A 26,151-nucleotide genomic window follows, 5' to 3' on the forward strand; every position below is an offset into this window, starting at 1 on the left:
GAATGCTCAAATTTATAACTTGAAATGGCATGTTTTTAATATTAAGCACTAAAATTCATGTTTAATATAAAATATAAAAATACCACTCCATATAAATCAATAGGTTATAAAATACATCTTATAGAATTAGCACCCAGTGAAAAGTGAAAAGCCTTGTATCTCGATGTTCAAATTAGCATACTGAGCTTACTATACTGGAATATTAGAGTTCCATAATTTGAACATCGAGTGTATAGAATTTACTTAAGCTGAACTCGATGTCACTCCATTTAGCACTACAGCTATTTCTAAATTTCATTCAGCGTCTTTAGCACTGAATGAAATTTACTTTTGCCGCCACTGCCCCAGATTATTCTGATACCACCAACCGCGTTGCGCATTGCTGATCCAGCGCTGGGAAAAAGTATCCTGAATCTGCACTATCCATTCCGGGTGTTTATTGGCATTGGCAATGGCTTGATACAAAGCCATGCGATCCTGATTATCTGCTGTTACCGCTTTCTTAATACGATTACGATCACGCAGTGGAATTGCATTAGGCTTGCGTATACTAAGCAGGCCATCATGTGTTAAACCCAACGCACCTTTACTGAAATAAGGACGCAAGGTCTTAAAACGTTGTGCCATACTATTTTTAATACGCTGGATTTTTGGTGTAGAAACACTAAAATAGACATCCGCAGCTTGCGCTTCTGTCACCATCCAATCTAATAAACGAATGGCTACTGTGGGCGTGGTGGGCAAATGACTTTGTGGTGCAGGTTTTTCAGGGGGTGTTGAGGATTTTTCCCCGGAAGTTTGCGGTGCTTGCTCACTTTCTGGCTGTTGCCAGACTTCCCGAATCAAGGTATCCGCAGCGCGTTCAGCCGCAGCTGCGGGAAAATAGACATTAATAGTGACACAAGCGCCGAGCAATAAACTCAGCACGGCGAGCGTCAAAAATTGTATTTTTAATCGGGGCAGTTTTAACATGGGCTTGGCTCCTGTTATGATGATTTCCATTTTTTGTCCAGACAATTTTCTATTTTCGACTGGTTTTGATAAAAGGACAAGTTTTAATGTCTTTTCCAAGTTTTAAACGCAGGCATTTATATCAATATTATTTATTAACTCGCCTCAATCGCCCCATTGGTATTTATTTATTATTATGGCCAACCTTATGGGCTTTGTGGATAGCGGGTGAGGGGCGGCCTGACTGGGGCATTGTTTTGGTGTTTGTGTTGGGTGTCATTATTATGCGTTCTGCCGGTTGCGTGATTAATGATTACGCAGATCGACATATCGATAATAAAGTCAGTCGCACTCGTGAGCGACCACTGACCAGTGGCGCAATCAGTACAGAAGAAGCACTGACCGTATTTGTGATATTAATCGTGCTGGCTTTTTTACTGGTACTCACCCAAAATTTATTCACCATTTTATTATCTTTTGGCGCACTATTTTTAGCCGTCTTATACCCGTTTATGAAACGCTTCACGCATTTGCCGCAGGTTTTTCTTGGCGCGGCTTTTTCCTGGGCAATTCCCATGGCTTTTGCCGCGCAAACTGCTACTGTGCCTGATGTTGCATGGTGGCTTTTTTTCAGTACCTTATTATGGATAGTGGCCTATGATACGCAATATGCCATGACTGACAGAGAAGATGATTTAAAAATCGGGGTGAAATCCACTGCTATTTTGTTTGGCAACGCAGACCGCCTGATTATCGGCTTATTACAGACAACACTGCTGATTTCTTTTGTTGTTCTGGGTATTTTTTATTTACAGGCCAATCTGATTTATTATCTGTGTCTGGCAGGTGCCGCAGGATTTGCTTTGTATCAACAATATTTAATTCATCAACGTAAAGCCAGTGCTTGTTTTCAGGCATTTTTAAATAATCATTGGTTGGGCATGATGATTTTTCTGGCTTTGCTGGGGCATTACAATCTGAGTTCAATATAAAAAAATTCCGGCGTAGCTGATAAAGCCACGCCGGAGTATTTAGCATTAGGCAGTAACTGGGATGACGAAAATCTCTCAACACCACAAGCAAAAACCAGTCCCATTTTTATTTCTTCTAATGTTAAGCATAACTCAGGTTAAATATCAGGAAACACAATACCCTGATAAATTTCCAACAGGGTTAAGTCTGTATTCATTATCGGTAGAAATAAGCTGCTTTTGGTTTCGTTGTATTCATGTAACACCCATTCCTTATTATCAGCACGGCGGAAATGCTCCACCCTGATATTTTCTGAATCAACCAGAATATAGTCATGTAATGTTGTGATACTGCGATATGAGGCAAATTTATCGCCTCGATCATAATCGCGGGTGCTGGGGGATAAAATCTCAAAAATCACAACAGGATTCAGTAAAGTGCGTTGCTGGTCGCTTAATTCCGGTTCACCACAAAATACTGAAACATCCGGGTAAGTATCCAGTCCTGTTGGCGTTTGAATACGCATGTCACTATTCATAGGCTGACATGGTTTACCGCGCAAAGACTGACTTAAACTGGATAAAATATTGACAGATAGCCGCGCATGGTTAAAGCTGCCGCCTGACATGGCAAAAATTTCACCTTGAAAGAACTCGTGCTTATGATTGCTTTGTTCCTCCCACGCCAGATAATTTTCGCGGGTGGTGTTTTGTTTGATAGCTTGCTGCATCTGCACCCCTTTGTTTCATCGGTTTATGAGTATAGCAAAAATGCCCATTGTCCATAGGAGTGAGAATTTTATAACTTCAGCAACTTGGCTGGTCTTTTTCTCCATTTTCTGCGTTGTGAAAACAGTTACATAGCTTGCTATGCGCCTGTTTTCATGCCTTGAAAATGAATAAAAATCCTGCGCCCAGTTTCTGTATTTATTTCATCCTCACTCCTTAGTTTAGATCTGATTGGCATACAGATGCGTATACACACCACGTTTTTCTAATAATTGCTGATGGCTGCCGGTTTCAATGATCTGCCCCGCTTCAAAGACAATGATACGATCTGCTTGTTTTACGGCACTGAGGCGATGGGCAATAATCAAGGTGGTTTTATCTTGTAAATAATTCTGCAATGCTTGGTGTAAACGCTGCTCTGTATCAGCATCCAATGCAGAGGTTGCTTCATCCAGAATAACCGCTTTGGGTTGTGCTAATACCATACGCGCAACGGCAACGCGCTGTTGTTGTCCGCCGGATAAGCGCATACCATGACGCCCTAAGATGGTTTCCAATCCTTGGGGCAGGGCTAAGACAAAATCTTCAAGTTGCGCAATACGCAAGGCTTCCCATAATGCGGTTTCGGAATGCTGTTTTCCCAGTGTTAAATTCATGCGCAGGCTGTCATTAAACATGGCAGGGTGTTGCAATACCGTAGCCATCTGTTCACGCACTGCCTCAAAACCGGTTTCGGTAACAGGCGTGTCATTAAAATAAATTTGGCCTTTTTGTATAGGGTATAAACCCAGTAATATTTGTGCCAAAGTCGTTTTACCAGCACCGCTGGCACCCACCAGTGCAACTTTTTCTCCCGCACGGATATCTAATGATACATTGTGTAGCGTCCATTCATTCTCAGCACGTTGTTCCGGGTGATAGGCAAAATGAATATTTTCCAGACGAATGGCAATCGCTGAATCATGTTGAAAAGGGTCTTGCTGCTGCGGATAATGCTTTTCCCATTGCAGTTCAAATAACTGGTTCACGCGCTGCAATGCTGCTTTTGCCGCATGATATTCGTATTGAATATTTAATACTTCCTGTATGGGGCCGAGCATGAACCAGAGATAACCAAAAATTGCCATCATTTGCCCGATAGTGAGATCGGAAAATAGTATCATCAGCAGGCCGATAGCACGGAAAGTATCAAAACCAAATAAAAAAATATTAAATGAAAAACGTGCGGCGGCATCGGTTTTCCAGGTATAGGCAATGGAGTGATCCTTGATTTTTTTAGCACTACGCGCCAGACGTTGCAAATAATATTGTTCACGGTTATAAGCACGAATTTGCTGGATGCCTTCCAGGGTTTCGCTCAGCGTTTCCTGAAACAAGGCATAAGCATTGTTTTCCTTTTTTTTCAGGTGTTTGACTTTACGCCCTAATACCGTTGTGCTGTAAATCACCAGGGGATTAAACAATAAAATAAACAGCGCCAGTTGCCAGTTTAACCATAGCAATACCATTGCGGTGCCAATAATGCTGAATATGGCGACCAGTAGTTTGCTGATACTGCTGCCAATAAAACTATCCAGGGTGTCTAAATCCGTTACCAGGTGCGCGGTGAGCTTGCCACTGCCCAGGCGCTCATATTCGCTCATTGCTACTTGTTGTAAATGGCCGATTAATTGTTTGCGAATCCGGTAGACTACGGTTTTGGAAATGATGGTAAATTGGCGCATTTGCGCAACGCCCAGCAACATTGCGCTAAAACGTAAGGTCACTGTTAAAGCGGTAATAAACACAATATAGAGCGTTGCACTATGCCAGCTTTCCGGAAAAAATACCTCTACCCAGGCGACAAGCGCGCCGGGCTGTTTTAAAACAACTTCATCCAGTAATAAAGGAATCAGCAGGGGAACGGGGACACTTAATAGTGTTGCAAAAATGGCAATAAGATTTGCCAGTAATAAGGGTTTTTTATGTTGCAGCGCGATGTGCAGGATATGTGACCATTGCCACGCTTGCGGCTTGCTGAAATGGGGAGACGTATCGACTGAATCATCAGGCGTAAGCTTGGTTGCTGAAGACATTAAAGAAACCAGAACAGGCGAATAAGAAAAAAATACACAATAATTTTATTCTGCTGTGCGCGGTGTAAAAGTTGAATCGGTAACAACGGGTTGTTCAAGCTTGTTGCTCTCTTTCTCTGTTTGCTTATGCAGAGGGTTGTGTTTTTTTAAGCGTTCAAGTAAGTCCTTAAATGAAAAATAGCCCGTAAATACATTGCCATCTTCAAAGATTAAAGTGGGTGTACCCAGTATTTTCAGGCTTTCCCCTAAAAAAAACTGTTGATCAACCGGATGCTCACAGGTTTGTATGTCTAATAAAAGCCCATCTCTGGCATCGTTTAATGCTTGTTTACGATCTTTGTCACACCACACGGCTAAAGTCTGTTCATAATCCATGCCTTCCAGGCCATTTTTGGGAAATGCCAGATAACGTACCCGAATACCCGCTTTACGCAGCTTAGGAATATCTCTATGTAGCATGGCGCAAAATTCACAATTAATGTCAATAAAAACCGTTAAAGTATAACGTTTTTCACCGATTTCCGGATAAATAATCATATCCTTTTCATCCAGCAAATGGAGTGTTTGCTGGCGCACCTGCGCATATTGTACGGGAGAAAATTTTTCTGCTATTGCGTTAAATAGTAAATCATCACGCACTGACATGCTGGCATCTTGCGTAATTTGAAAAATATAAGGCCCTACCACGGTTTCGTAGGCTTCAATTAAGTCTGTCGCCGGGCGTACTTCCAGATCTTCGGCCTTAAAGTGCACCAGACCCGAAGCATAAATACTTTTCAATAATGCGCTTTTAACGGCTTCAGAAGCAGGTGGTGGAGAGGTGGCAGATACGATGGCTGGATGTAACAGCAATAACAGCAAACCCATAACGACACCAAGATAACTTATGCTTTGCAGCCAGCTTTGTTGTTGTCGCATATTGTTTGGAATCACTATCATGGATATGTGCTCAAATTTTATTTTTATGTGGGTTGTAAAACGTTAGCATTTAGCTCCAGGCAATTCAACTCAATTCCTAAGGCAGTGGATCGGCATCCAATACAAAGTTAACCAATTTTATGTCTTCGCCACGTTGTAATTGCAACTGAAACGGGCTGCCTGTTTTTCCGCGCAACTGCCTGCGTACCCAAAACAAATCTTTAGTTGTGACACTTTTAGCATTGACTTGTAATAGCTGATCACTGGCTTTGATATCGGCTTGACTGGCAGCTGTACCCGGTTTGACATCAAATACCCAGAGTTTGTCATGATGCGCAACCAGGCGCATACCTGATTTATTCGCTTCATCACGCTGCTCACAATGTTCACATTTTTTTAATCGAATTTGTAAGTTAGGAAAATCCAGTAAAACATGGTGCCGCCGGAGAAAACCAATACCCAGTGCATTTTCTTCGGTTTCAGAAAAAACCAGGTTTTGATATGCCAATGTCCCAAGTTTCAAGTTTTTCAGGCGAATATCACGGGTTTCACTGCGCCCATTTAAGGTGACAACTTCTGATGATTTTTTAGAGGCGATAAGGTTTTGTTGTTTTAATTGCCCAATCAGTAATTGCCGCATTTGTCCCGTACCCAGATCACCGGTATCCAGTACAAAAGCTAATTTTGAACCTAATAACTCAACCGGTACTTGTGGACGTTTTCTTGCAGACCAGCGTATGGGTAATGTCACATCCGCAGCAAATGCCGGTGGTTTTTCTTTGGCGGAAAAAGCACGAATGCGGTGCTTTTCAAAATCCAATTCCCAACGATACTGATGCAAGAAGGCGCTGCCTAGTAAACCATGAAATTCAATCCCCACAAAAGGCCAGAGACTTTCCAAATCCAAGGTGCTGTAAGGATAGGGGTTGGCAATTTCCAGTTTACCTAATTGCATGGGGCTTGCCGGGTAATAGTCGAGGTCGATTTCTCCGGTTGGGGTTTTGGCTTTCAGCTTATCCACTGTGCTGCCCAGTTGTTTTGCAACTGCCTCAAGTGCTAGTTTTTCTCCCAGCAAAGGTTTCAAGCTTTCATCCAGCACCACCAGCGTGGAACCACTGTCAAGCAGAAACAGGTATTCTTTGCCTTGTAACTGCACGGGTACAAAAATACCATTGCTATGGGTAATAAACTGATGCTCAAAAACGGGTTCAGTTGCAGATACTGTGGTACTGAACAATAAAATAAATAAAACTAAACGGGTGAGGTATTTTTGAATCATAAGCCTTCAATCATCGTTATATATAAAATTTTTCAGCGCAGCACGCTGAAAAATTTTATTACAGACCAAAAATAGTACGTTTGATATTTTTACGAATTTCTTTTTCATCCTGCCAGGTGAGCAGGCCGGTTTCCAAATCAATCAGTTTTAGGGTGAATTTATAATAAACATCGCGGGTACTTTTGCTGCCTTTAGTAATGCTGCTGAGATTGCCGTGTATCATATATTGCGCACCAAGTTGACGCATTTTAGGTGTAGCGGTATTGATATTGACCATGCCGCCGCCATGCTGATAAGCCAGTTCTTTGCGGACGGCATCACGGCTTGCTTTATCAAGAAACTGAAATTTACCGGAACGCAGCAATTTATTCACAATGCTGTCGGTAATGGATTCCATGTCAATATGCTCAGTGGTTTTATTGCGCACGGTATCAACAAATAAAACCGGGCGTTGCTGTGTTGTTATTTGTTGCACCACTGGAAATGTCAATAGTGAATCCACCATTTTAGCAGCAATTTGTTGTAAATCAGTGGAGCCAAATTGAATATCCACGGTTTCCACCGCTGTAGGATCGCCATATTGCACTGTGCTGGTACAGCCACTTAACATTATCGCGCAGGTCAAGAGCAAGGAATAAAAAAAACGCATATCTGTGTACCTCTAAGGTAATGAGCAGAAAGTGAAATTAAAGCTTATTTTTTTGTACTTTAAGGTACAAAAAAATAAGTTAATCTGAGTTTGACGTAAGATTTTGTGGCATTTTCACCAAATAGCCAGAATATTTAACTTGTATTTTTTTGTGGTAGCCTCATGTATCTGGGATTGTCGGTGCCGTATCTGTTTATTTATTATATAACCTGAAGATTAAAAAAATGTCCAATAGTCTGTTACTCGTCGCTCACGGGAGCCGACGTGAAAGCTCCAATGATGAAGTTCGGCATGTTGCCATGCAATTGCAGCAACAATTGAATAAACCAGACATTGAGGTGTATTGCGCTTTTTTGGAGCTGGCATCCCCCTCTATTGCTGAAGGACTCAAGCACTGTATTGAAACAGGTACTCAACAAGTAACGGTGTTACCTTATTTTCTTTCTGCGGGTCGACATGTCAGTACAGATATTCCAGCTATCATCAAAGAAGTACAAGCACTGTATCCTGATGTGGACATTCAGATTATACCGCACTTGGGCGCTGCCACGGCCATTCCAGAAGTGTTGGCGCAACTAACCATTAAACGCATAAATGCCAGCCTATCAAGCACACAAAAGCCTGAAAATATATGTTAGACACCTGTTGATTTTGAGCAGATTCTGTTGAAAGTCAACAATGTTTTTTATTGAAATGAGAAAAGGCATAAAAAATACCAGATAGACTCTTTTATTATCAGTAATTTACAATAAAGTAATGGCTGGCATGTTATATGCGCTTTGAAACGCAAAATAGTTAATAAAATATCAATTAGTGTTTTGGAGAGCCCTGATGAAACAATATATGAAAAAAATACCAACAGGATTTACGATTGTCGAATTAATGGTTGTTGTTGCAGTAATTGGTGTACTAGCCAGTATTGCTATTCCTATTTACCGGGATTATATTGATCGTGGTAAGGTCTCTGAGGCGATGCAGCTCTTATCCGGCGTACGCATACCCTTGCAGGAGTATTTAATCGAGCGCGGAACCTGGCCCAGTATTGAGACGGTTGGCGCTAAAGGGCAAGGTAAATACACCACAAGTATTGTATCAGGAAAATATGTTAAGGATAGTAAAAACGTTTATTATGCGGAAGCGACAATGCGGGGTGATTCTTCTACAAGCATTGGTGGCAAGAAAGTCAGAATGATTTACCTGCCAGGAGCGCGTGACTGGGATTGTACCGTGGAAGATATTGATGCTAATGAAGCATTGGATTACCGTTATTTACCCTCTGCCTGTAAAGATTGAATATCAAGGTGCATATTTTCCAGGTCAGCCAACACAAAAGTAGCTTGAGCACCTATACCACCTACCGTACCTGGATTACATAATATGCAGGTGCCTGCCTTGATAGTTTCAATGCTACGGATTTCTGCACGGTGGTTATGTCCGCAGCAAACTAAATCATAGTCCCCGGTCACAGCCATGGCTTTGGCGTAATGGGGATAATGTACAAGGAAAATGCGTTGTCCGGCAAGTTCTAGCGAGGCATCCTGCCCATAATAGTGAATCAGGCTGTCTGTTTTATGAGACAGCCTGGATAAAGCATACAAATCCCCGGTATTATTGCCGTGAATCACATGAACGGGTAATTCAAATTTTTGAATTTTTGCCAGCGTACTTGGTGCAACCACATCGCCACAATGCAACACAGCTTCCGCGCCCTGTGCTTTGGCGCTGGCAACTGCTGCACATAGCACGGGGATATTGTCATGGCTGTCGGAAAGAATACAAATACGCATTAAATGCCCTTAAAAATGTGGTTTTTCTGGCGTTTTCTGAAAACGTTCCAGACTGGCTAAAATTTCCTGTTTTGCCACATCCAGCCCATCCCAGCCTTGAATTTCAACCCATTTGTTATTTTCAATATCTTTATAATGATTAAAAAAGTGGGCAATGCGCTTTAACAAGGTTTCCGGCAGGTCATCAATTGTTTTAACGCCACGATAATCTGTACAAACCTTATCAATCGGCACAGCTAAAATTTTAGCATCAGGCCCGGATTCATCCGTCATTTTCAATACGGCTAAAGGGCGGCAGGTAATAACGGAACCACTGATAACAGGAATGGGGGTTAATACCAGTACATCAACCGGATCACCGTCTTCAGAGAGGGTATGGGGAATATAACCATAATTACAAGGATAATGCATGGCGGCATTCATAAAACGATCAACATACATCGCGCCAGTATCGTGATCCACTTCATATTTTACTGGATCGCTGTGCGCGGGTATTTCAATAATGACATTAACTTCTTCTGGTACCAGTTTTCCTGGACTGACTCGATCTAAATTCATAACGCAATACCCCTCATCCTGAAAAAACAAAAGCCCTTCATTATGCCAGTCATACCAGCCATATGAAACAATTATTAATAATTTTTTTGCCGTATTAAATGCAGCTTGTTAAAATCTGGCGTTACCCAAAAGCTTCACAATGTGCTTTAAGGTACAAAAAACCGCGTTTTACGCCACGCTGATTTTTGGCTGATTTGCCAAAAATATTTTTTGATTATTATTAACAACGGAGTCTGGTATGCCCTCAACCCCTTCCAAAGCCCTGGAAACCTTTGACAATCCTCAAACTGATCGAGACTATACCATCCGTATTCGTATGCCGGAGTTTACCTGCTTATGTCCAAAAACCGGACAACCTGACTTTGCAGAACTGCATCTGGAATATGTACCGGATGCGCTGTGCGTGGAACTTAAAGCGCTGAAAAATTATATCTGGTCTTACCGCGATGAAGGTGCGTTTCATGAAGCGGTGAGCAATCAAATTTTGCAGGATTTGGTCGCAGCCTGTCAGCCACGTTTTATGCGTCTGCGCTCAGAATTTAACGTGCGTGGCGGCGTTTATACCAGTGTTGTGGTGGAACACCACGCGCCAAATTGGCAAGCAGCGCCCGTTGTGCAATTACCATGAGCCACGAAGTCAGCGCAACAGGCAAAAATGCCATTGTTTTGCTCAGTGGTGGCCTGGATTCTACAACCGTGTTAGCCATTGCAAAAGTACAGGGCTTTCAGGTGTACGCCTTATCTTTTTCTTATGGGCAACGTCATCAACAGGAACTGGAATGCGCCAGACACATTGCCAAACAGCAAAATGTCGTGGAGCATCGCACTGCTCAGTTAGACTTGGCTTTATTTGGCGGCTCTGCACTTACTGATGATATTGAGGTACCGAAAACTGCTGCCGCGCAGCAGATTGGGCAAAAAATCCCCATTACTTACGTGCCTGCACGCAATACCATCTTTTTATCCTATGCCTTGGCATGGGCGGAGGTCTTACCGGCCCAGGATATTTTTATTGGCGTTAATGCACTGGATTTCAGTGGTTATCCTGATTGCCGCCCGGATTATATTGCAGCCTTTGAACATATGGCGAACCTGGCAACGCGCCTGGGTACTGAAAGTGGGATGCCGCTGAAAATTCATACCCCGCTGATTAAGCTCAGCAAAGCGCAAATTATTCAACAAGGGTTGGAATTGGGCGTGGACTACGGACAAACCAGCACCTGCTATGCGCCACAAGCAGATGGCAAACCCTGCGGGGAATGTGAAGCCTGCCGCCTGCGTCAGCGCGGTTTTAAACAATTAGGTCTGAGCGATCCGCTATTATCCTAAACGGTTTACGGTTTACGGTTTACGGTTTACGGTTTACGGTTTACGGTTTACGGTTATATTTTTAGAAATTTCAGGTGTTGTCAACTGCTTATTGGCAACTGATAACCATAAAGTGCTAAGTTTCATCAAATCCAGGTTAGGTAACTCACAAGAAATAACACCCCCGTAGCGCGCAGGATTTTTATCTGTTTTCAAGGCGTGAAAACCGGCGCATAGTGAGCTATGTAACGGTTTTTACAACGCGGAAAACGGGTAAAAAGACCAGCGAAATGGAGGGGTATTCGCTGCGAGTTACCTTAAAATAACGGAAAAACGAAATGACATCCCAAACTTTTTACTGGCACGATTATGAAACCTTTGGTCGCAGCCCACAGCGGGACAGGCCAGCGCAATTTGCCGGCATTCGTACCGATATGGATTTTAATATTATCGGTGCGCCTTTGATGGTGTATTGCAAACCCGCCAATGATTTTCTGCCGGAACCGGGGGCGTGTTTATTAACCGGTATTACCCCGCAAATCTGTCTGGAAAAAGGGCTGTGTGAAGCAGACTTTATCAGCCGTATTCATGCCGAATTCAGTCAACCTGGCACCTGTGGCCTGGGTTATAACAGCCTGCGTTTTGATGATGAAGTCACGCGCAATACCTTATACCGCAACTTGTTTGATCCCTACACCCGGGAATATCAAAATGGCAACTCGCGCTGGGATTTAATCGACATGGTGCGCCTGACCTACGCCCTGCGCCCGGAAGGTTTTGAATGGCCCTTGCGTGAAGACGGAAAGCCCAGTTTCAGGCTGGAGCACTTAACCGCAGCTAATGGCATTGTGCAGGAAGGCGCGCATGATGCTTTGGTGGATGTCAAGGCCACCATAGAACTGGCTAAACTGATTAAAACTCGGCAGCCGCGTTTATACCAATGGGTATTTGATAATCGTGGCAAAACTGCTGTCGCAAACTTACTGGACTTGCATGAGCAAAAACCCGTGTTGCATACTTCGCGCATGTTTCCGGCGGAATATGGCTGCACTACCATGATCATCCCATTATGTGCCCATCCCAGCATCCGCACCCAGATTATCTGCTGGGATTTACGTTATGATCCCGCGCCTTTATTTGAGCTGGATGCAGAAAAAATTACCACACTATTGTTTACCCGCAAAGCTGATTTGCCGGAAGACAGCCCGCATATCGCCTTGAAAACCGTGCACAGCAATAAATGTCCGGTATTGGCTCCGCTGAATGTCTTACGCGAAGGCAATGCTGAGCGCATTCAACTGGATATGCAACAATGCCAACGCCATGCCGAGCAGTTACAAGAAGCGAGCGCAACATTAAAAAGTAAATTACAACAAGTATTTGCAAGCCATGAATTTGAAGCCCCAAGCGATCCAGACCTCATGATTTACAGCGGTGGTTTTCTCAGCTCGCAGGATAAACGCCAACTGGAAAAAGTACGCCGCCTGTCACCACAAAAACTGGCAACAGCATCACCTGATTTTGCAGACAAACGCCTGCCGGAAATGCTGTTTCGCTACCGCGCCCGCAATTATCCGGAAACCCTGAACCCAACTGAACGTGCACGCTGGGAAATTTATCGCAGCCGACGTCTGACAGAAGCTGATGGTAGTGCCAGCTTGAATTATGAGCAATATCAAACAGAACTGGCACAACAACAAGCAGATTCCACACTCTCCAAAGCAAAAAAACAGCTATTGAGCGACCTGAAAGCTTATGCTGAAATAATTGTAAATCCTGTCTAATAGGAGTCTGTTATACTGCCGCTTTTTTTATCAAAAAGGATGATTTTTCCAGACCATGGATACCAACATGACGCCCATAGAAAAACGGGCAAGCACCGCATTAAGCGGCATTATGGCCTTGCGTATGCTTGGGCTGTTTATGATTTTGCCGGTTTTTTCCTTATATGCGCAGCAACTACCTGATGTAACACCCACTTTAATCGGTTTGGCGATTGGCATCTATGGCCTGACCCAAGGTCTGTTGCAAATTCCCTTTGGTCTGTTATCTGATCGCATTGGACGCAAACCCGTTATTATCGGTGGTTTATTAATTTTTGCGCTGGGTAGCGTGGTGGCGGCACAGGCGCAAGACATCTGGATGATTATTGTAGGGCGCGGCTTGCAGGGTGCAGGCGCGATTGCCGCTGCATTGATGGCTTTAACCGCCGATCTCACCCGCGAAGAACATCGCATGAAAGCGATGGCAACAATCGGCATGAGCATAGGCATGGCATTTTTGCTGGCGATGATTGCCGGCCCGATTATTAACCAATGGATAGGCGTGCCGGGTATTTTCTGGTTGATTGCCGCTGGCGCGATTGGCGGTATCGGCATCGTCATCTGGGTAGTGCCTACGCCGCTGCACACGCGGGTACATCGTGATGCGGAAACCGTACCTGCACAACTGGGGCAGGTCTTAAAAGATGCACAGTTATTGCGTCTGGATGTCGGTATTTTAACTTTACACGCACAATTAACAGCCTTATTTGTCGTATTTCCACTGGCTTTGCATAACAATGTCGGGCTGGCTGTTGCCGAGCATTGGAAAGTCTATTTGCCCGTGATGTTATTATCCATTATTAGTTTAATACCATTGGTGATTTACGCCGAAAAATATCGCCATATCAAACTGGTATTCAGTGCCATGATTGCGCTGCTGACAGTAACTAGCCTGGCATTTTCAGGATTCCATAATGACTTATGGGTTATGGGTCTTTTATTGTGGCTGTTTTTTACCGCCTTTAATGTGCTGGAATCCATTTTGCCTTCGCTGGTCAGTAAAATTGCGCCGCCGGATAACAAAGGCACGGCAATGGGCATGTATTCCACCAGCCAGTTTCTTGGGGCTTTTATCGGTGGTCTTTGTGGTGGCTGGTTGTATCACCACAGCGGTTTTGCCGCCGTGTTCTGGTTTTGCGCAGGGATTAATCTGATTTGGCTGCTGCTGGCTGTTACTATGAGGCAACCCACTTATTTCACCAGTTATCTGCTGAAAATTGCACCAATGAACACGCAAGAGGCCACAGTTTTGCATCAACAACTGATAGCGATAGAAGGTGTTGCGCAAGCGGTGGTCATTTGCGAAGATGAAGTTGCATATTTGAAAATTGATTCTAAAAAACTCAATTTTTCAGCACTGGACGCTTATTCAGTTTAACTTTAGAAAAATCTTTAATTTTTCTAAAAAATCAGGAGTATATAAAACATGGCAAGAGGCGTAAACAAGGTTATTTTAATTGGACGCATAGGTAAAGACCCGGAAGTGCGTTACACGGCAAGCGGTTCTGCAATGGCAAATATCACACTTGCTACAAATGATGTCTGGACGGATAAACAAAGTGGGGAGAAGCAGGAACGCACAGAATGGCATCGCATAGTATTTTTTAGCCGACTTGCAGAAATTGTCGGAGAATATCTGCGTAAAGGCAGTCAGGTTTATATCGAAGGTCGTTTGCAAACCCGAAAATGGCAGGATCAAAGTGGTGCGGATCGTTGGACTACCGAAATCATTGCCCATGAAATGCAAATGCTGGATGCGCGAGGTGATAATGTGGGGTATACCCCTCCTGCTGCCAGCCCTCAATCAGCGCCAGCACCCGCAGCGCCGGCACCTGCAACCACCAGCGTGGCACCACCCAGTGGCAGCACACCACCCGCGCAGGATTTTGATGATGATATTCCTTTTTAATGGGCGTATAAAAATGATTAAAAACAAGCACTACTGCTTGCTTGTTTTTTTATTATTTGGCATACCACTGCTCGCAATAGCCGCACCCTCTGATTTACCAATCAAGCATTGGTTACAGGTGCAAATCAACAATCCACAGCAATGGCAGCAGCTTAGTCAGCTTGTTGATGATGTCCGTCGCCAGCCTTCAGGGCTGGTTGATATTTATGCAGACACAACAACCCAGCAGGCATTGCTCAATGCTGGTTTTGATGTGCAACTGAAAATTCAGAACTTAAGCCACTATTATCAACAACGCGCAAGCAGCGCGCAGCGGCGTAGTAATATGCCTCTGGGCGTGGGTTCTATGGCAGGGTTTCGCACCATTGAAGAACTGGATGCAGAAATCAGTCGTCTGGCAGCAAGCTATCCGCATTTAATTCATGCTTTTATCGCGGGATATAGTCATGAGGGACGGCCTTTATGGGTGCTAAGGCTCTCGGATAATCCGCAGCAGTATGAAGCCGAAGAACCTACGGTATGGATGGATGGGCTGCATCATGCGCGTGAGGTGATTACGGGGGAAATACTGCTGCAACTGGCAGATTATCTGGCTACTGCCTATGCGCAGGACAGTCAGATTCAGGACTTGCTGAATAATCGCAATCTGTTGTTAATGCCTTGCGTGAATCCCGATGGTTATGCGTATAACCAACAAATTGCACCACAGGGTGGTGGTTTGTGGCGAAAAAACCGCAGCGCTAATGCTGATGGTAGTTTTGGGGTCGATTTAAACCGCAATTATGCCACCGCCTGGGGTGATGCCTGGGCGGGTTCCAGCGGTAATCCACAAAGTACGCAATATCGTGGCGAAATGGCGTTTTCCGAGCCGGAAACTGCTGCTTTGGCGCAACTCTGGTCACAACAACATCCACAGTTGGCTTTGAGCCTGCACAGTTATGGCGAATACTGGATGTTTCCCTGGGGATTTCAGCCTGCCCCCATTGTCGATGAGATCTGGTTTCGTGAACAGGCTGCACTCATGACGCAAGATAATCACTACCGGGTTGACAGTGCCTGGAATTTATTTGGTTCCAGTAATGGTGCTACGGATGATTATTTATACGATACCTATGGCACGCTGGTATATACCGTGGAAGTTGGCACGCAGGCAGATGGTTTCTGGCCAGAACCTGAACGTATTTTACCCTTGTTTCAACAATTGTTGCCAGGTTTGCTGACAGCTTTAGAAATCCCCCTTTATGTGCCACCCATTTTATCAGTACAAGGTAGCAGCATTGCCGCTGAAGCCTTAAATATTCAGGTTAATACCCACGCCAATACGCCAGTGACGGTTTATTGCGCATTGCAGGCAGAAAACCACTTATCCATTCCTGGTATTTTGGGGCAGGTGTATTTATCCTTGCCAGCCCATCCTTTATTACAGGGTATGAGCGATGAGAATGGACAAATCAGTTGGCTGCTTAATATGCCAGAGCCTTTACCCAGCGGTATTTCAGGCGTGGCTTTGCAAGCTTTTGTGGAAACCGCGTCTCCGCGTTTAAGCTGTACCCAGTGGCTCCAACTGGGGGAAGCTGCACTTAAATTAACGACCAGGGCTTATTGTCCGTAAGCTTGCTAAATTTTTTAGAATACCAAATACAGTGGACTTAATTTGTATTATACTAGTAAGTACAGGAATGCAACTAAGTAGACAGGAGTTTTAGCCATGAATGCAAATACAACACAAATGAACGTGATGAATATCCCCCTTTTTGATGTACCAGCGACATCTATGCCAGCGTTGATGACTGTTCCAGAAAAAAATGCCTTAAAAGCGCGCATCCGGGATTTGCTGAAACGGGAAAATGCAGTAATGGTCGCACATTATTATACAGATCCGGACATTCAATCTCTGGCTGAAGAAAGTGGTGGTTATATTGCAGATTCTCTGGAAATGGCGCGTTTTGGCAAGGAGCATGAAGCCACCACACTGGTGGTTTGCGGTGTACGTTTTATGGGGGAGACTGCAAAAATTCTCAGCCCTGAAAAAAGGGTATTAATGCCAACGCTGGAAGCCACCTGTTCTCTGGATTTGGCTTGCCCGGCAGAATCATTTAGCAAATTTTGCGATCTGCACCCGGAACGCACGGTTGTGGTGTATGCCAACACCTCTGCGGCAGTGAAAGCGCGGGCAGATTGGGTGGTGACTTCCAGTATTGCAGTCAAAGTTGCAGAACATCTGGCAGCACAGGGTAAAAAAATTCTCTGGGCTCCGGATCGTTATCTGGGAAATTATGTAGAACAGGTGACGGGCGTGGATATGTTATGTTGGCAAGGGTCTTGCGTTGTACATGAGGAATTTAAAACGCAGGCACTGGAAATGTTAAAAGAAAAACATCCTGAAGCTGGCGTGCTGGTACATCCAGAATCACCTGCCAGCATTATTGCACTGGCTGATGTGGTGGGTTCGACCACGCAATTGATTAATGCTGCGCAACAAATGCCAAATCCAATATTTATTGTCGCGACAGATAAGGGGATTTTCTATAAAATGTCTCAGGCAGCACCAGAAAAAACTTTTATCGAAGCACCAACAATGGGGGAAGGCGCGACTTGTCGCAGTTGTGCACATTGCCCGTGGATGGCCATGAATGGACTGGATAACTTAGCCACGACACTGGAATCTGGCAATAATGAGATTCTAGTCGATCCCGTCATTGGTCAACAAGCGATGGTTCCGCTACAACGTATGCTTGATTTTGCACGCCAGGGTTAGTCTATGAAAGCTTTGTTTTTGATTGCACCTCTGCTGCTGTTGACCAGCAGTATTGCCAGCAGCGAGGAACCGAGCATATCGCCGCCAACGGCAAAAGAATATTGTCGCAACCGACATGAGATTAACCCGCATTGGTTGGATCAAAGCCATGATTATCTCACCCGCAAGTTATGTGAGCCAGTATTCTGGTTTGATAGTTTTTTTGGAGAACATATTGCCGATGATGAACGTAATGTCGGGAGTTTTGTGCGGGTACGTAATGAATTGCGCTGGGATGAAAAAGACCAGCTAAAATTCCGCTTACGGGTTCATGCGGATATTAAAGTACCGAATGCCACGCGTAAATTACGTTTATTATTAACTGACATCGATCCTATGCGCGGTGATGATCCCCGTGATGATCTTATCGCCAAAAGTGATACCAAGGAAAAGTTTCGTCTCGGCCTGCGCTATAATGTGTTAGATAAAAAACAATCCAAATTCAGTATCAGTGGTGGCCTGCATTTCAGAAATCCACTGGAGCCTTTTATACGCGGGCGTTATCGTTATATTCGACCACTTAGCAAGCAAACCCAGACCCGCTTTACCAGCACCGTATTCTGGGAGAAAGAAGATGGTTTTGGCATCAGTGCCCGCCTTGATTGGGAGCATTTATTTACCCCAAAAACTATGATACGTTTATGGGGCGATGCCAGAATTTCAGAAATTACTAAAAACACAGAATTAGGCAGTGGTGCTTCCATATTTCATCAACTGAGTACAAAAAAGGCGCTGTCGTATGATTTTCATGTGCGTGGTAATACGCAGGAAAATCATGTGGATGAAACCCGGCTGGGTATTCGCTACCGGCAGAATTTCTATCGTCCCTGGTTATTTTATGAAATAGAGCCAGAAATTCGCTGGAAACGGGATGAAGACACTTTAATTCAAGAACGTATCTGGGGTTTGATCCTGAGACTGGAAATCCAGTTTGAGCGTTTTTAATGAATAAAAAGAAGCTTTTTGCTTCACGCTGATTTTTGGTCAGTCTGGGACGCTCCCTTTTCTGGAATTATAAAATTAATAATAACAACTATAGGTTAAGAAAAAATCATGCAGAAAATCCGTAAAGCCGTATTTCCCGTTGCCGGTTTAGGCACCCGTTTTCTACCTGCAACCAAAGCCAGCCCTAAAGAAATGCTGCCCGTGGTTGATAAGCCGCTGATTCAGTATGCGGTTGAAGAAGCTCTGGATGCGGGTATTGAGCAGATGATTTTTATTACCAGCAGCAGCAAACGCTCCATTGCCGATCATTTTGATCGTAACCCGGTGCTGGAGCAGGAACTGGAACAGCGCGGCAAATTTGATTTACTGGATATGGCGCGCCATACCATCCCGGAAGGTGTCAGTTGTATTTATATTCGCCAGCCCGAGCCTTTAGGCTTGGGACATGCTGTACTCTGCGCCAGACCTGCGGTTGGCGATGAACCGTTTGCGGTAATATTGGCAGATGACCTGATTGATGGCGGTGAACAAAGCTGTCTGGGGCAAATGGTTGATTTATATGCCAAGCATGAAGCTTCTATTTTAGCCATACAAGAAGTTGCCGAAGAAGAAACCAGCAAATATGGCATTATTGATCCACAAACCTTATATGAAAGAGTGCATCAATTACGTAATATTGTGGAAAAGCCCACGCCACTAGACGCCCCTTCCTGCTTAGCCGTTGTTGGACGCTATTTGCTGACCCCCAATATTTTTGATTATCTGGAAAAGATTCCAAAAGGTGCAGGGGGTGAATTGCAATTAACCGATGCCATTGCCAGACAATTAAAAGATCATCCCGTGCTGGCTCAAGAGTTTCAGGGTAAACGCTATGACTGTGGCAGCAAACTGGGGTATCTGGAAGCAACCGTGGAATATGCATTGCAGCACCAGAATCTGCGCGAAGCCTTTAAAAAATATTTAAATTCCCTGCTTCATGAACAAAAGATCTGAACTCATGAAAATAGCAAATAGTATAAAAATAATACTGCCGATATTTTTTATCACAATTGCTAATGTGCTTGCAACTGAGACAATATCTGAATTTCCCACACCTTTACATGTGCCTGCACAAACCTGTGCAGCCTGCCATAAAAATATTTATGCACAGTGGAAAGCGTCTATGCATTCACGTAGCGCGCCCGGTCAGGATCCGGTTGTTAGCGCAATTTATCAGGAGATGGTGGGTTCCCCTGAACAAGAAGGTCTGCGCTTGAGTGGTGAATACCCCGCCTGTTTAAAATGCCACGCACCTAATGCCGCCAAAGAACAGAAAACCAAACTCGACCAGTTTAATTATGCAGAAGGCGTCAACTGCGTGACCTGTCACGTACTAGAGCGTTTTCATGGTATGCAGGATAAACAAGGCCAACAATTATATGGGCTGGATGCGTATCAGGTGTCAGCGACCCATCTGCAAGGCCCGTCAGGACGTTATTTATCCCCCAGGGAAGATGCCCAGCATCCGTTTCCGATCAAGCCCAACCCTGGCATGTTGCGCACCAGTCAGGTTTGCCTGGGCTGTCATGGGGCCTATAAAAATGCAGATGGCGTTGCACTGTATCAGACTGGAGAAGAATATCTGGCAGGCGGGGAAAATCAAGCCACCTGCCAATCCTGCCATATGCCCAAAACCAATGGTGAAACCAATCACGAGATTATGGCAGCACATAATGATGCGGTATTGACCCGTGCCATTGTGATTAATTTATCACCAGAGTTGAAACAGGAAAGTATTCAATTAAAAATTGATTTACGTAATACCATGCCCCACCGCTTTCCTACGGGCAGCCCCTTTCGTCAGGCATATTTGAAAGTTACCGCTTACGCGGAAGATGGTGAGTTGGTATGGAGCAACTACAGCAATTATCCACCAGATTTCAGCCAGTCGCCTGAAGCTGTCTTCGCCTACCAGCTTGCAGATAAAAATGGCAAACCTGTGATGGCCTACCAAGCCAGTCAGGTACAAAAAGATACCCGCTTTCAGGCTTTTGAAAAACGCCAATTACACTACAGCTTGCCACGGGATAAGGTCTATCTGATTCGTACCGAGTTGCTGTATCACATGCTCACTCAAGATGTGATCACCGCACATGGCGAAAAATTCAGTGGCAACTTAATCAATCCGGCAGTTGCCGCGATTAACGAAATTAAGATTTCCAAATGAGGTTTTTTATCTAAAAATGAAACTTGATCAACCCGGTACGAAAACGGGTATTCCGGTTAAACGCCTTAAATTGCGGATGCAGTGGCATAGCCCTGTTGATTTTGACCTGGCGGCCTTATACCTTAATAAAAATGCTGATTATGGTTTAATTTATTTTGCTGATCTAGGTGATGTGGACAGTCCGCCGTATATGCAATTAAGCGATGATGACGGTGTTGGTGGTTTATCCGAAACCCAGACATTAAAAGAAGAAATACTGGAAATTTCGCGTCTGGATGAAATCGACAAAATCTGGATATTCTGCTGGGATTATGAACAATTAAAAAAAGGCCTGGATGCCCGTTTTACAGGCAGTGATATTCATCTTGAAGTCAGCGCCAGTCATGGTCATTGGGTGTCTATTCCCATACAGATTGAACACAACGGTAATATCGTCTGTATCGCCGTTATTGATAATACCGAACATACGCAGCGTGATGCACAACTGATTAATTATAATCAGATCAGTAAATTGCAAAGCCTGGATTCCATCTCACAACTGATTGAACTGGTAACTTAATTGAGCACTTCCCAACAACCCATTTTTTATCAATCCCGTAGTAACGAAACCCATGAAGCCATCGTCACCACTGGCATGGACAGCCCAGCATTACGTTTTTACGCCTTTGCTTCTGATCAGGTGCTTAACGCCCTGGAACCGCTACGTGGCAAAAAACTATTAGATATTGCAGCAGGCACGGGACATATGGCGATAAGTGCCATTCAATCGGTTAAACCTGATGGGCGCGTGCATGTGGTTGAGCAAGATGCCGCACACCTGGACATACTGTTTGAAAAGCAGCAGCAACTCGGGATTGAAGGCATTGATATCCATGAAATGGATCTCACCAGTCTGGATTTTCGCAGCGCGTATTTTGATGTGGCGATTTGTATTTATGGAGTGGGACAACTGCCAGAACCGCAGGCTGCGATTAATGACTGGGTACGGGTCTTGAAACCCGGTGGCAAATTAGTACTTGCCTGCTTTGCTGAAACGGCTTTTCAACCGCTGCTGGAAAAATTATTCATACAACTGGAAACCGCAGCAGAAACGCTACAGCCACCTGCAAAGGCACAATTGACAGCGCAATTGACAAAACATCGGCAAGACCTGCAACTATTCAGTGATAGCAATACCATACAAACATGGTTGCAACAGGCAGGACTTGATGATGTTGCCGTACATAGTCGCCCTTTAGGTTATCATTTAACACAGGTTCAGGACTGGTGGGAAATCATTGCTGCCAGCCCCTGGCAGGCTTTGATTGATAATTTACCTGCATCGGTGCAGTCCAATTTAATTGCCAGACACAGTGAAGAAATTTCAGCATTAGGTCAATCCAGCGACGATGGAGAAAGTTTCTGGCTCAATGCCTCTACCCATTTTATTGGTGGCACTAAAAACTAAGGAGCGAGAATTTTATAACTTCAGAAACTTGGCTGGTCTTTTTCTCCATTTTCTGCGTTGTGAAAACAGTTGCATAGCTTGCTATGCGCCTGTTTTCACGCCTTGAAAATGAATAAAAATCCTGCGCCCAGTTCCTGCACTTATTTCATCCTCACTCCTAAAGAAAAAGTAACCTATAATCTATAGAGAAACAGGGCAAAATATTTTTGCCAGGAGATGAGATCATGAAAACAGTCTATTTAGGCGCTTTATTTTTTATGCTATCTGTTACTATGCCACTTTCTGCCCAGGCAGGTTGCTTACCCGCACTACCCAGCCTGGGATTAAATGCCAATCTCGGCCTGAGTTTGCCGACACTTCCAAGTTTAGGCTTAAATGCCAATCTCGGCCTGAGTTTGCCCGCACTCCCAAGTTTAGGCTTAAATGCCAATCTCGGCCTGGGTTTGCCCGCACTCCCAAGTTTAGGCTTAAATGCCAGCGCCAGTTTAGGGCTGCCCACGTTACCCAGTTTAGGCTTAAGTGCCAATGCAAATCTGGGTCTGAGCTTACCCGCTTTACCCAGTTTGGGCTTAAGTGCCAATATTGGTTGTTGAAATCTGGCACCGCATCAAAGCTATTTTTATGGAATCAGACCTTTCAGGATTTAAAAATTCTGGAAGGTCTTTCAATATGTGATATCGAATTAAAAAGTGAAGGTATGCAATGACTGAATATGTATTGATTTTTATCAGTACAGTACTGGTAAATAACTTTGTACTGGTAAAATTTTTGGGTCTGTGTCCGTTTATGAGCGTTTCCACCCGCCTGGAAACTGCGATGGGCATGGGCTTGGCTACCAGTTTTGTACTGACCTTATCTTCTATTTGCAGTTATTTAGTCAATCAATATTTGCTGGAACCTTTTGCGCTGGAATATTTACGCACGATTAGTTTTATTCTGGTCATTGCAGCCGTGGTGCAATTTACCGAAACTGTGGTTAAAAAGACCAGCCCCATGTTGCATCAGGTGTTAGGTATTTTTCTGCCATTAATCACCACAAATTGCGCCGTATTAGGGGTTGCCCTGTTAAATGTACAAGCCAGTCACAGCTTGCTGGAATCTGCGGTATTTGGCTTTGGTGCCGCCATTGGTTTTTCCCTGGTACTGACCTTATTTGCAGCCATGCGCGAACGTATCAGCGTTGCTGATGTACCGGACTTATTTCAGGGTGCGCCGATTAATCTCATCACTGCGGGCATTATGTCTATGGCGTTTATGGGATTTTCCGGGTTGGTCAAACTATAGGTATTATTCATCCTTATTCCACAATTCACATCAATCAGATGCAAAGGCAAAACAGCAATGGATGAAACGGCGCGCGCGCTGAATTTGCAACAAACTGTGCAGGATAAAGCCGTCACCACAGAACCTGAAATTGTTTTAGCGGGTAATTTACCCTTTGGATTTGCCAAACGTCACGGTATTTTATTACTGGAGCACCAGAGCCAGTCTGTTCGTCTTGGCTATCGTCCCGGTGTGCAATTACAAGCTTTAAACGAAATCCGGCGTTATCTGGGCATACCACTGGAACTGGAAGAGATTTCCAGTCATGATTTTGACCAGCGTTTAACCGCGCAGTATGAAGCCAGCGCACATCCTTCCATGCAAATGATGGAAGGCCTGGATGAGCACCTGGATTTGTTTGAAGTCGCGCAGCAACTCTCTTCAGAGCCGGAAGATTTGTTAGAAAGCGAGGATGATGCGCCGATTATCCGTCTGATTAATGCCCTGTTATCTGAAGCGATTAAGGAAAATGCCTCAGATATTCACATTGAACCCTATGAAACCCGCCTGGTCGTACGTTTTCGGGTGGATGGCGTACTGCGGGAAGTATTGCAACCAAAACGGGTATTAGCCCCCTTGTTGGCCTCACGCATTAAGGTCATGGCAAAACTGGATATTGCTGAAAAACGTCTGCCCCAGGATGGTCGTATTTCTTTGCGCATCGCCGGACGCGCTGTGGATGTGCGCGTTTCCACCATTCCCAGCGGTCAGGGCGAGCGCGTGGTGTTACGTTTGCTGGACAAGCAGGCCGGACATTTAAATCTGGATAACCTGGGCATGGAAGACTCGGCTTTGACGGCCTTGCGCGGGCAATTACAACAAGCACATGGCATCTTATTGGTTACCGGGCCAACCGGCTCTGGTAAAACCACCAGTTTATACGCCATGCTCAATCATCTGAATAACCGCCAGCGTAATATCATGACAGTGGAAGACCCCATTGAATATTATCTGGACGGCATCAGCCAGACGCAGGTCAACAGCAAGGTGAACATGAGTTTTGCCAGAGGCTTGCGGGCGATTTTAAGACAAGACCCGGATGTGGTGATGGTGGGTGAAATTCGTGATCTGGAAACTGCACAGATTGCCGTGCAGGCCAGTTTAACGGGTCATTTGGTCTTATCCACGCTGCATACCAATACCGCCATTGGCGCAATTACCCGCTTGCGGGATATGGGCATAGAGCCATTTTTACTGGCCTCCAGTTTAATTGGGGTCATGGCGCAAAGGCTGGTGCGTTTGCTATGCCCCAGTTGTCGGCAAGCCTATCGCGCGGATGCCAATGAAACTGAAATTCTGGGTTTGAGCAAAGAACAGCCACAGGCTTTATATGCCGCGCAGGGCTGTGAGCAATGTAATCAAATTGGTTATAAAGGGCGTACCGGTATTTATGAATTTATTGAAATTGACGAGCGCCTGCGCAGTATGATTCATGATGGTGCCAGTCAGCAGGATATGGCCTTATATGCACATCAACAGGCAATGCCAATTCAACAGGATGGCGTGCGCCGGGTGCTGCAAGGTGATACCAGCATAGAAGAACTGCTGCGCGTCAGTTAAAGAGGTGTTACGCAAACGCTTCTTTTTCGCAGGTTTTGAAGTTTTGAAACACAAAAAAATCGCCTTTGCTTCACGCTGATATATGATTGGGGTGTTACGCAAACACTTCTTCACATTGATTTTTAGAGCGTTGGCGCAACACACAGCCCCGGCACCTGCAAACCGGTTTGTTGATAATACAATGGGCCAAACAAGGTGTAAGCGCCTAGCAATAAAATAATCAAGCCCACAGTTTTACGCACCGTGGGGTTACGAGTAATCTCCCGCAAACTGCTGGCGGCAGTTCCCAGGCTTAATAACATGGGCAGGGTACCGATACCAAAAGCCAGCATCAGTAAAGCACCGCGCAGTGGATCGGAAGAAACTATCGCCATGACCAAGGCGGTATAGACCAGACCACAGGGCAGCCAGCCCCAGATGAGACCCAGGCCCAAAGCCTGCATGGGATGGCGTACTGGTAAAAAAATCCGGCCCACCGGTTCCAGGCGTTTCCATAATAGACCACCAAAACGTTCCAGGTGTACCAAACCCGGCCACCAGCCTGCCAGATATAAACCCAGCAGCATCATAAAGCCACCCGCGAAAATCATGCCCAGAATATGCGGTTGGGGTAATACGGCACGAAACTGTCCACCAAACCAGCCTGCCAGGGCACCTGCCACTGCATAACTGAATAAACGTCCGGCGTTGTAGTTAAGCAGCCAGGGTAAAAGTTGGAACAGCGTTTGCTGGTGATTTACTTTCGGTAGTTGCAGCGTCAGCGCGCCAACAATACCGCCGCACATGCCAATGCAATGCACCGAACCTAATAAGCCGGTGAGAAAAGCCGCTAAATATGTAATTTCAGTAAAGTGCATAAGACAGATTCAAGTAGTGTGTGAAAAGGCGCTATATTGTATACTTTGAATTGCACATC

The 26,151-nt window shown here is 44.8% G+C and carries 28 protein-coding genes; 18 read left to right on the forward strand and 10 right to left on the reverse strand.

Features of this window, described 5'->3' with window-relative positions; translation table 11 throughout:
- Positions 1-324: 324 nt before the first annotated feature.
- Entirely contained in the window at positions 325-972 is a 648-nt protein-coding gene (locus QUF61_RS09365; RefSeq protein WP_103922100.1) for a DUF1318 domain-containing protein, read from the reverse strand.
- 86 nt (positions 973-1,058) lie between these two features.
- On the opposite strand from QUF61_RS09365, the gene ubiA reads away from it, so the two are divergent.
- Entirely contained in the window at positions 1,059-1,943 is an 885-nt protein-coding gene (ubiA, locus tag QUF61_RS09370) for a 4-hydroxybenzoate octaprenyltransferase (protein ID WP_103922101.1), read from the forward strand.
- A gap of 137 nt (positions 1,944-2,080) precedes the next feature.
- Here the strand turns inward: ubiA and QUF61_RS09375 are convergent, their stop codons facing one another.
- From QUF61_RS09375 to lpoB, 5 genes are all read right to left on the reverse strand, one after another.
- Positions 2,081-2,653 carry a Uma2 family endonuclease gene (locus QUF61_RS09375; protein WP_289681442.1) on the reverse strand — a complete coding sequence of 191 codons (573 nt, stop codon included), beginning with the start codon at positions 2,651-2,653 and terminating at the stop codon, positions 2,081-2,083.
- Between the two features lie 219 nt (positions 2,654-2,872).
- Positions 2,873-4,726: an ABC transporter ATP-binding protein gene (locus tag QUF61_RS09380; protein ID WP_103922103.1), complete on the reverse strand. Its 1,854-nt coding sequence runs from the start codon at positions 4,724-4,726 to the stop codon at positions 2,873-2,875.
- Between the two features lie 45 nt (positions 4,727-4,771).
- Entirely contained in the window at positions 4,772-5,665 is an 894-nt protein-coding gene (locus tag QUF61_RS09385; protein ID WP_289681443.1) for a DsbC family protein, read from the reverse strand.
- A gap of 76 nt (positions 5,666-5,741) precedes the next feature.
- A complete protein-coding gene (locus tag QUF61_RS09390; RefSeq protein WP_103922105.1) occupies positions 5,742-6,923 on the reverse strand; it encodes an aspartyl protease family protein in 1,182 nt (393 codons plus the stop codon).
- Positions 6,924-6,981: 58 nt separating this feature from the next.
- Positions 6,982-7,572 (reverse strand): penicillin-binding protein activator LpoB, encoded by a 591-nt coding sequence (gene lpoB / locus QUF61_RS09395; protein ID WP_289681444.1) that lies wholly within the window; start codon positions 7,570-7,572, stop codon positions 6,982-6,984.
- Positions 7,573-7,796: 224 nt separating this feature from the next.
- On the opposite strand from lpoB, the gene QUF61_RS09400 reads away from it, so the two are divergent.
- Positions 7,797-8,210, forward strand: coding sequence for a sirohydrochlorin chelatase (locus QUF61_RS09400; RefSeq protein WP_103922107.1), 414 nt, complete (start codon positions 7,797-7,799; stop codon positions 8,208-8,210).
- Between the two features lie 193 nt (positions 8,211-8,403).
- Positions 8,404-8,865 carry a pilin gene (locus tag QUF61_RS09405; protein ID WP_289681445.1) on the forward strand — a complete coding sequence of 154 codons (462 nt, stop codon included), beginning with the start codon at positions 8,404-8,406 and terminating at the stop codon, positions 8,863-8,865.
- On the opposite strand, the gene QUF61_RS09410 is transcribed toward QUF61_RS09405, so the two are convergent.
- Both QUF61_RS09410 and ppa read right to left on the reverse strand, forming a co-directional pair.
- Positions 8,838-9,359, reverse strand: coding sequence for a metallophosphoesterase family protein (locus QUF61_RS09410; protein WP_103922108.1), 522 nt, complete (start codon positions 9,357-9,359; stop codon positions 8,838-8,840). The two genes, QUF61_RS09405 and QUF61_RS09410, sit on opposite strands and share 28 nt — an antisense overlap.
- Before the next feature lie 9 nt (positions 9,360-9,368).
- Positions 9,369-9,917 (reverse strand): inorganic diphosphatase, encoded by a 549-nt coding sequence (gene ppa, locus QUF61_RS09415; RefSeq protein ID WP_103922109.1) that lies wholly within the window; start codon positions 9,915-9,917, stop codon positions 9,369-9,371.
- A 238-nt stretch (positions 9,918-10,155) separates the two neighbouring features.
- Between ppa and queF the strand changes: the two genes are divergently transcribed.
- Together queF and queC are read left to right on the forward strand one after the other, a co-directional pair.
- The gene (queF, locus tag QUF61_RS09420) at positions 10,156-10,545 is read left to right on the forward strand and encodes a preQ(1) synthase (RefSeq protein WP_103922110.1); all 390 of its coding nucleotides are present in this window, start codon (positions 10,156-10,158) and stop codon (positions 10,543-10,545) included.
- Positions 10,542-11,246, forward strand: coding sequence for a 7-cyano-7-deazaguanine synthase QueC (gene queC, locus QUF61_RS09425; RefSeq protein ID WP_103922111.1), 705 nt, complete (start codon positions 10,542-10,544; stop codon positions 11,244-11,246). Before queF ends, queC begins: the two co-directional genes overlap by 4 nt.
- Before the next feature lie 33 nt (positions 11,247-11,279).
- On the opposite strand, the gene QUF61_RS09430 is transcribed toward queC, so the two are convergent.
- Positions 11,280-11,441: a hypothetical protein gene (locus tag QUF61_RS09430; protein WP_289681446.1), complete on the reverse strand. Its 162-nt coding sequence runs from the start codon at positions 11,439-11,441 to the stop codon at positions 11,280-11,282.
- Positions 11,442-11,563: 122 nt separating this feature from the next.
- Between QUF61_RS09430 and sbcB the strand changes: the two genes are divergently transcribed.
- From sbcB to gspE, 13 genes are all read left to right on the forward strand, one after another.
- Complete coding sequence (gene sbcB / locus QUF61_RS09435) at positions 11,564-13,009, forward strand: exodeoxyribonuclease I (RefSeq protein ID WP_289681447.1); 1,446 nt, start codon at positions 11,564-11,566, stop codon at positions 13,007-13,009.
- A 55-nt stretch (positions 13,010-13,064) separates the two neighbouring features.
- Positions 13,065-14,426 carry an MFS transporter gene (locus QUF61_RS09440; RefSeq protein WP_286019563.1) on the forward strand — a complete coding sequence of 454 codons (1,362 nt, stop codon included), beginning with the start codon at positions 13,065-13,067 and terminating at the stop codon, positions 14,424-14,426.
- A 48-nt stretch (positions 14,427-14,474) separates the two neighbouring features.
- Positions 14,475-14,957: a single-stranded DNA-binding protein gene (gene ssb, locus QUF61_RS09445; RefSeq protein ID WP_289681448.1), complete on the forward strand. Its 483-nt coding sequence runs from the start codon at positions 14,475-14,477 to the stop codon at positions 14,955-14,957.
- The gene (locus QUF61_RS09450; RefSeq protein ID WP_289681449.1) at positions 14,938-16,569 is read left to right on the forward strand and encodes a M14 family metallopeptidase; all 1,632 of its coding nucleotides are present in this window, start codon (positions 14,938-14,940) and stop codon (positions 16,567-16,569) included. Before ssb ends, QUF61_RS09450 begins: the two co-directional genes overlap by 20 nt.
- 96 nt (positions 16,570-16,665) lie before the next feature.
- A complete protein-coding gene (nadA, locus tag QUF61_RS09455) occupies positions 16,666-17,715 on the forward strand; it encodes a quinolinate synthase NadA (RefSeq protein ID WP_286019564.1) in 1,050 nt (349 codons plus the stop codon).
- A 3-nt stretch (positions 17,716-17,718) separates the two neighbouring features.
- Positions 17,719-18,699, forward strand: coding sequence for a hypothetical protein (locus QUF61_RS09460; RefSeq protein WP_289681450.1), 981 nt, complete (start codon positions 17,719-17,721; stop codon positions 18,697-18,699).
- A 108-nt stretch (positions 18,700-18,807) separates the two neighbouring features.
- Positions 18,808-19,692, forward strand: coding sequence for a UTP--glucose-1-phosphate uridylyltransferase GalU (gene galU, locus QUF61_RS09465; RefSeq protein ID WP_289681451.1), 885 nt, complete (start codon positions 18,808-18,810; stop codon positions 19,690-19,692).
- A gap of 4 nt (positions 19,693-19,696) precedes the next feature.
- Positions 19,697-20,905, forward strand: a complete 1,209-nt coding sequence (locus QUF61_RS09470; RefSeq protein WP_289681452.1) for a cytochrome c family protein — start codon at positions 19,697-19,699, stop codon at positions 20,903-20,905.
- 16 nt (positions 20,906-20,921) lie between these two features.
- The gene (locus tag QUF61_RS09475) at positions 20,922-21,464 is read left to right on the forward strand and encodes a hypothetical protein (protein ID WP_103922118.1); all 543 of its coding nucleotides are present in this window, start codon (positions 20,922-20,924) and stop codon (positions 21,462-21,464) included.
- On the forward strand, positions 21,465-22,352 hold the full coding sequence (locus QUF61_RS09480) for a class I SAM-dependent methyltransferase (protein WP_289681453.1): 888 nt from the start codon (positions 21,465-21,467) through the stop codon (positions 22,350-22,352).
- A gap of 224 nt (positions 22,353-22,576) precedes the next feature.
- On the forward strand, positions 22,577-22,945 hold the full coding sequence (locus tag QUF61_RS09485) for a hypothetical protein (protein WP_103922120.1): 369 nt from the start codon (positions 22,577-22,579) through the stop codon (positions 22,943-22,945).
- A gap of 109 nt (positions 22,946-23,054) precedes the next feature.
- The gene (gene rsxA / locus QUF61_RS09490) at positions 23,055-23,636 is read left to right on the forward strand and encodes an electron transport complex subunit RsxA (protein WP_103922121.1); all 582 of its coding nucleotides are present in this window, start codon (positions 23,055-23,057) and stop codon (positions 23,634-23,636) included.
- 57 nt (positions 23,637-23,693) lie between these two features.
- Positions 23,694-25,235, forward strand: a complete 1,542-nt coding sequence (gspE, locus tag QUF61_RS09495; RefSeq protein WP_289681454.1) for a type II secretion system ATPase GspE — start codon at positions 23,694-23,696, stop codon at positions 25,233-25,235.
- 122 nt (positions 25,236-25,357) lie between these two features.
- Here gspE and QUF61_RS09500 read toward each other — a convergent pair whose 3' ends face one another.
- The gene (locus QUF61_RS09500; protein ID WP_103922123.1) at positions 25,358-26,092 is read right to left on the reverse strand and encodes a sulfite exporter TauE/SafE family protein; all 735 of its coding nucleotides are present in this window, start codon (positions 26,090-26,092) and stop codon (positions 25,358-25,360) included.
- Positions 26,093-26,151: the final 59 nt, after the last annotated feature.

This window comes from Candidatus Venteria ishoeyi (genome assembly GCF_030378065.1).
In the GTDB taxonomy this organism is placed as follows: domain Bacteria; phylum Pseudomonadota; class Gammaproteobacteria; order Beggiatoales; family Beggiatoaceae; genus Venteria; species Venteria ishoeyi.

Excerpts from the sequence above, each read along its gene's own strand:
- QUF61_RS09365 (WP_103922100.1), bottom strand. The coding sequence starts at position 972 with ATGTTAAAACTGCCCCGATTAAAAATACAATTTTTGACGCTCGCCGTG.
- ubiA (WP_103922101.1), top strand. The coding sequence starts at position 1,059 with ATGTCTTTTCCAAGTTTTAAACGCAGGCATTTATATCAATATTATTTA.
- QUF61_RS09375 (WP_289681442.1), bottom strand. The coding sequence starts at position 2,653 with ATGCAGCAAGCTATCAAACAAAACACCACCCGCGAAAATTATCTGGCG.
- QUF61_RS09380 (WP_103922103.1), bottom strand. The coding sequence starts at position 4,726 with ATGTCTTCAGCAACCAAGCTTACGCCTGATGATTCAGTCGATACGTCT.
- QUF61_RS09385 (WP_289681443.1), bottom strand. The coding sequence starts at position 5,665 with ATGATAGTGATTCCAAACAATATGCGACAACAACAAAGCTGGCTGCAA.
- QUF61_RS09390 (WP_103922105.1), bottom strand. The coding sequence starts at position 6,923 with ATGATTCAAAAATACCTCACCCGTTTAGTTTTATTTATTTTATTGTTC.
- lpoB (WP_289681444.1), bottom strand. The coding sequence starts at position 7,572 with ATGCGTTTTTTTTATTCCTTGCTCTTGACCTGCGCGATAATGTTAAGT.
- QUF61_RS09400 (WP_103922107.1), top strand. The coding sequence starts at position 7,797 with ATGTCCAATAGTCTGTTACTCGTCGCTCACGGGAGCCGACGTGAAAGC.
- QUF61_RS09405 (WP_289681445.1), top strand. The coding sequence starts at position 8,404 with ATGAAACAATATATGAAAAAAATACCAACAGGATTTACGATTGTCGAA.
- QUF61_RS09410 (WP_103922108.1), bottom strand. The coding sequence starts at position 9,359 with ATGCGTATTTGTATTCTTTCCGACAGCCATGACAATATCCCCGTGCTA.
- ppa (WP_103922109.1), bottom strand. The coding sequence starts at position 9,917 with ATGAATTTAGATCGAGTCAGTCCAGGAAAACTGGTACCAGAAGAAGTT.
- queF (WP_103922110.1), top strand. The coding sequence starts at position 10,156 with ATGCCCTCAACCCCTTCCAAAGCCCTGGAAACCTTTGACAATCCTCAA.
- queC (WP_103922111.1), top strand. The coding sequence starts at position 10,542 with ATGAGCCACGAAGTCAGCGCAACAGGCAAAAATGCCATTGTTTTGCTC.
- sbcB (WP_289681447.1), top strand. The coding sequence starts at position 11,564 with ATGACATCCCAAACTTTTTACTGGCACGATTATGAAACCTTTGGTCGC.
- QUF61_RS09440 (WP_286019563.1), top strand. The coding sequence starts at position 13,065 with ATGGATACCAACATGACGCCCATAGAAAAACGGGCAAGCACCGCATTA.
- ssb (WP_289681448.1), top strand. The coding sequence starts at position 14,475 with ATGGCAAGAGGCGTAAACAAGGTTATTTTAATTGGACGCATAGGTAAA.
- QUF61_RS09450 (WP_289681449.1), top strand. The coding sequence starts at position 14,938 with ATGATGATATTCCTTTTTAATGGGCGTATAAAAATGATTAAAAACAAG.
- nadA (WP_286019564.1), top strand. The coding sequence starts at position 16,666 with ATGAATGCAAATACAACACAAATGAACGTGATGAATATCCCCCTTTTT.
- QUF61_RS09460 (WP_289681450.1), top strand. The coding sequence starts at position 17,719 with ATGAAAGCTTTGTTTTTGATTGCACCTCTGCTGCTGTTGACCAGCAGT.
- galU (WP_289681451.1), top strand. The coding sequence starts at position 18,808 with ATGCAGAAAATCCGTAAAGCCGTATTTCCCGTTGCCGGTTTAGGCACC.
- QUF61_RS09470 (WP_289681452.1), top strand. The coding sequence starts at position 19,697 with ATGAAAATAGCAAATAGTATAAAAATAATACTGCCGATATTTTTTATC.
- QUF61_RS09475 (WP_103922118.1), top strand. The coding sequence starts at position 20,922 with ATGAAACTTGATCAACCCGGTACGAAAACGGGTATTCCGGTTAAACGC.
- QUF61_RS09485 (WP_103922120.1), top strand. The coding sequence starts at position 22,577 with ATGAAAACAGTCTATTTAGGCGCTTTATTTTTTATGCTATCTGTTACT.
- rsxA (WP_103922121.1), top strand. The coding sequence starts at position 23,055 with ATGACTGAATATGTATTGATTTTTATCAGTACAGTACTGGTAAATAAC.
- gspE (WP_289681454.1), top strand. The coding sequence starts at position 23,694 with ATGGATGAAACGGCGCGCGCGCTGAATTTGCAACAAACTGTGCAGGAT.
- QUF61_RS09500 (WP_103922123.1), bottom strand. The coding sequence starts at position 26,092 with ATGCACTTTACTGAAATTACATATTTAGCGGCTTTTCTCACCGGCTTA.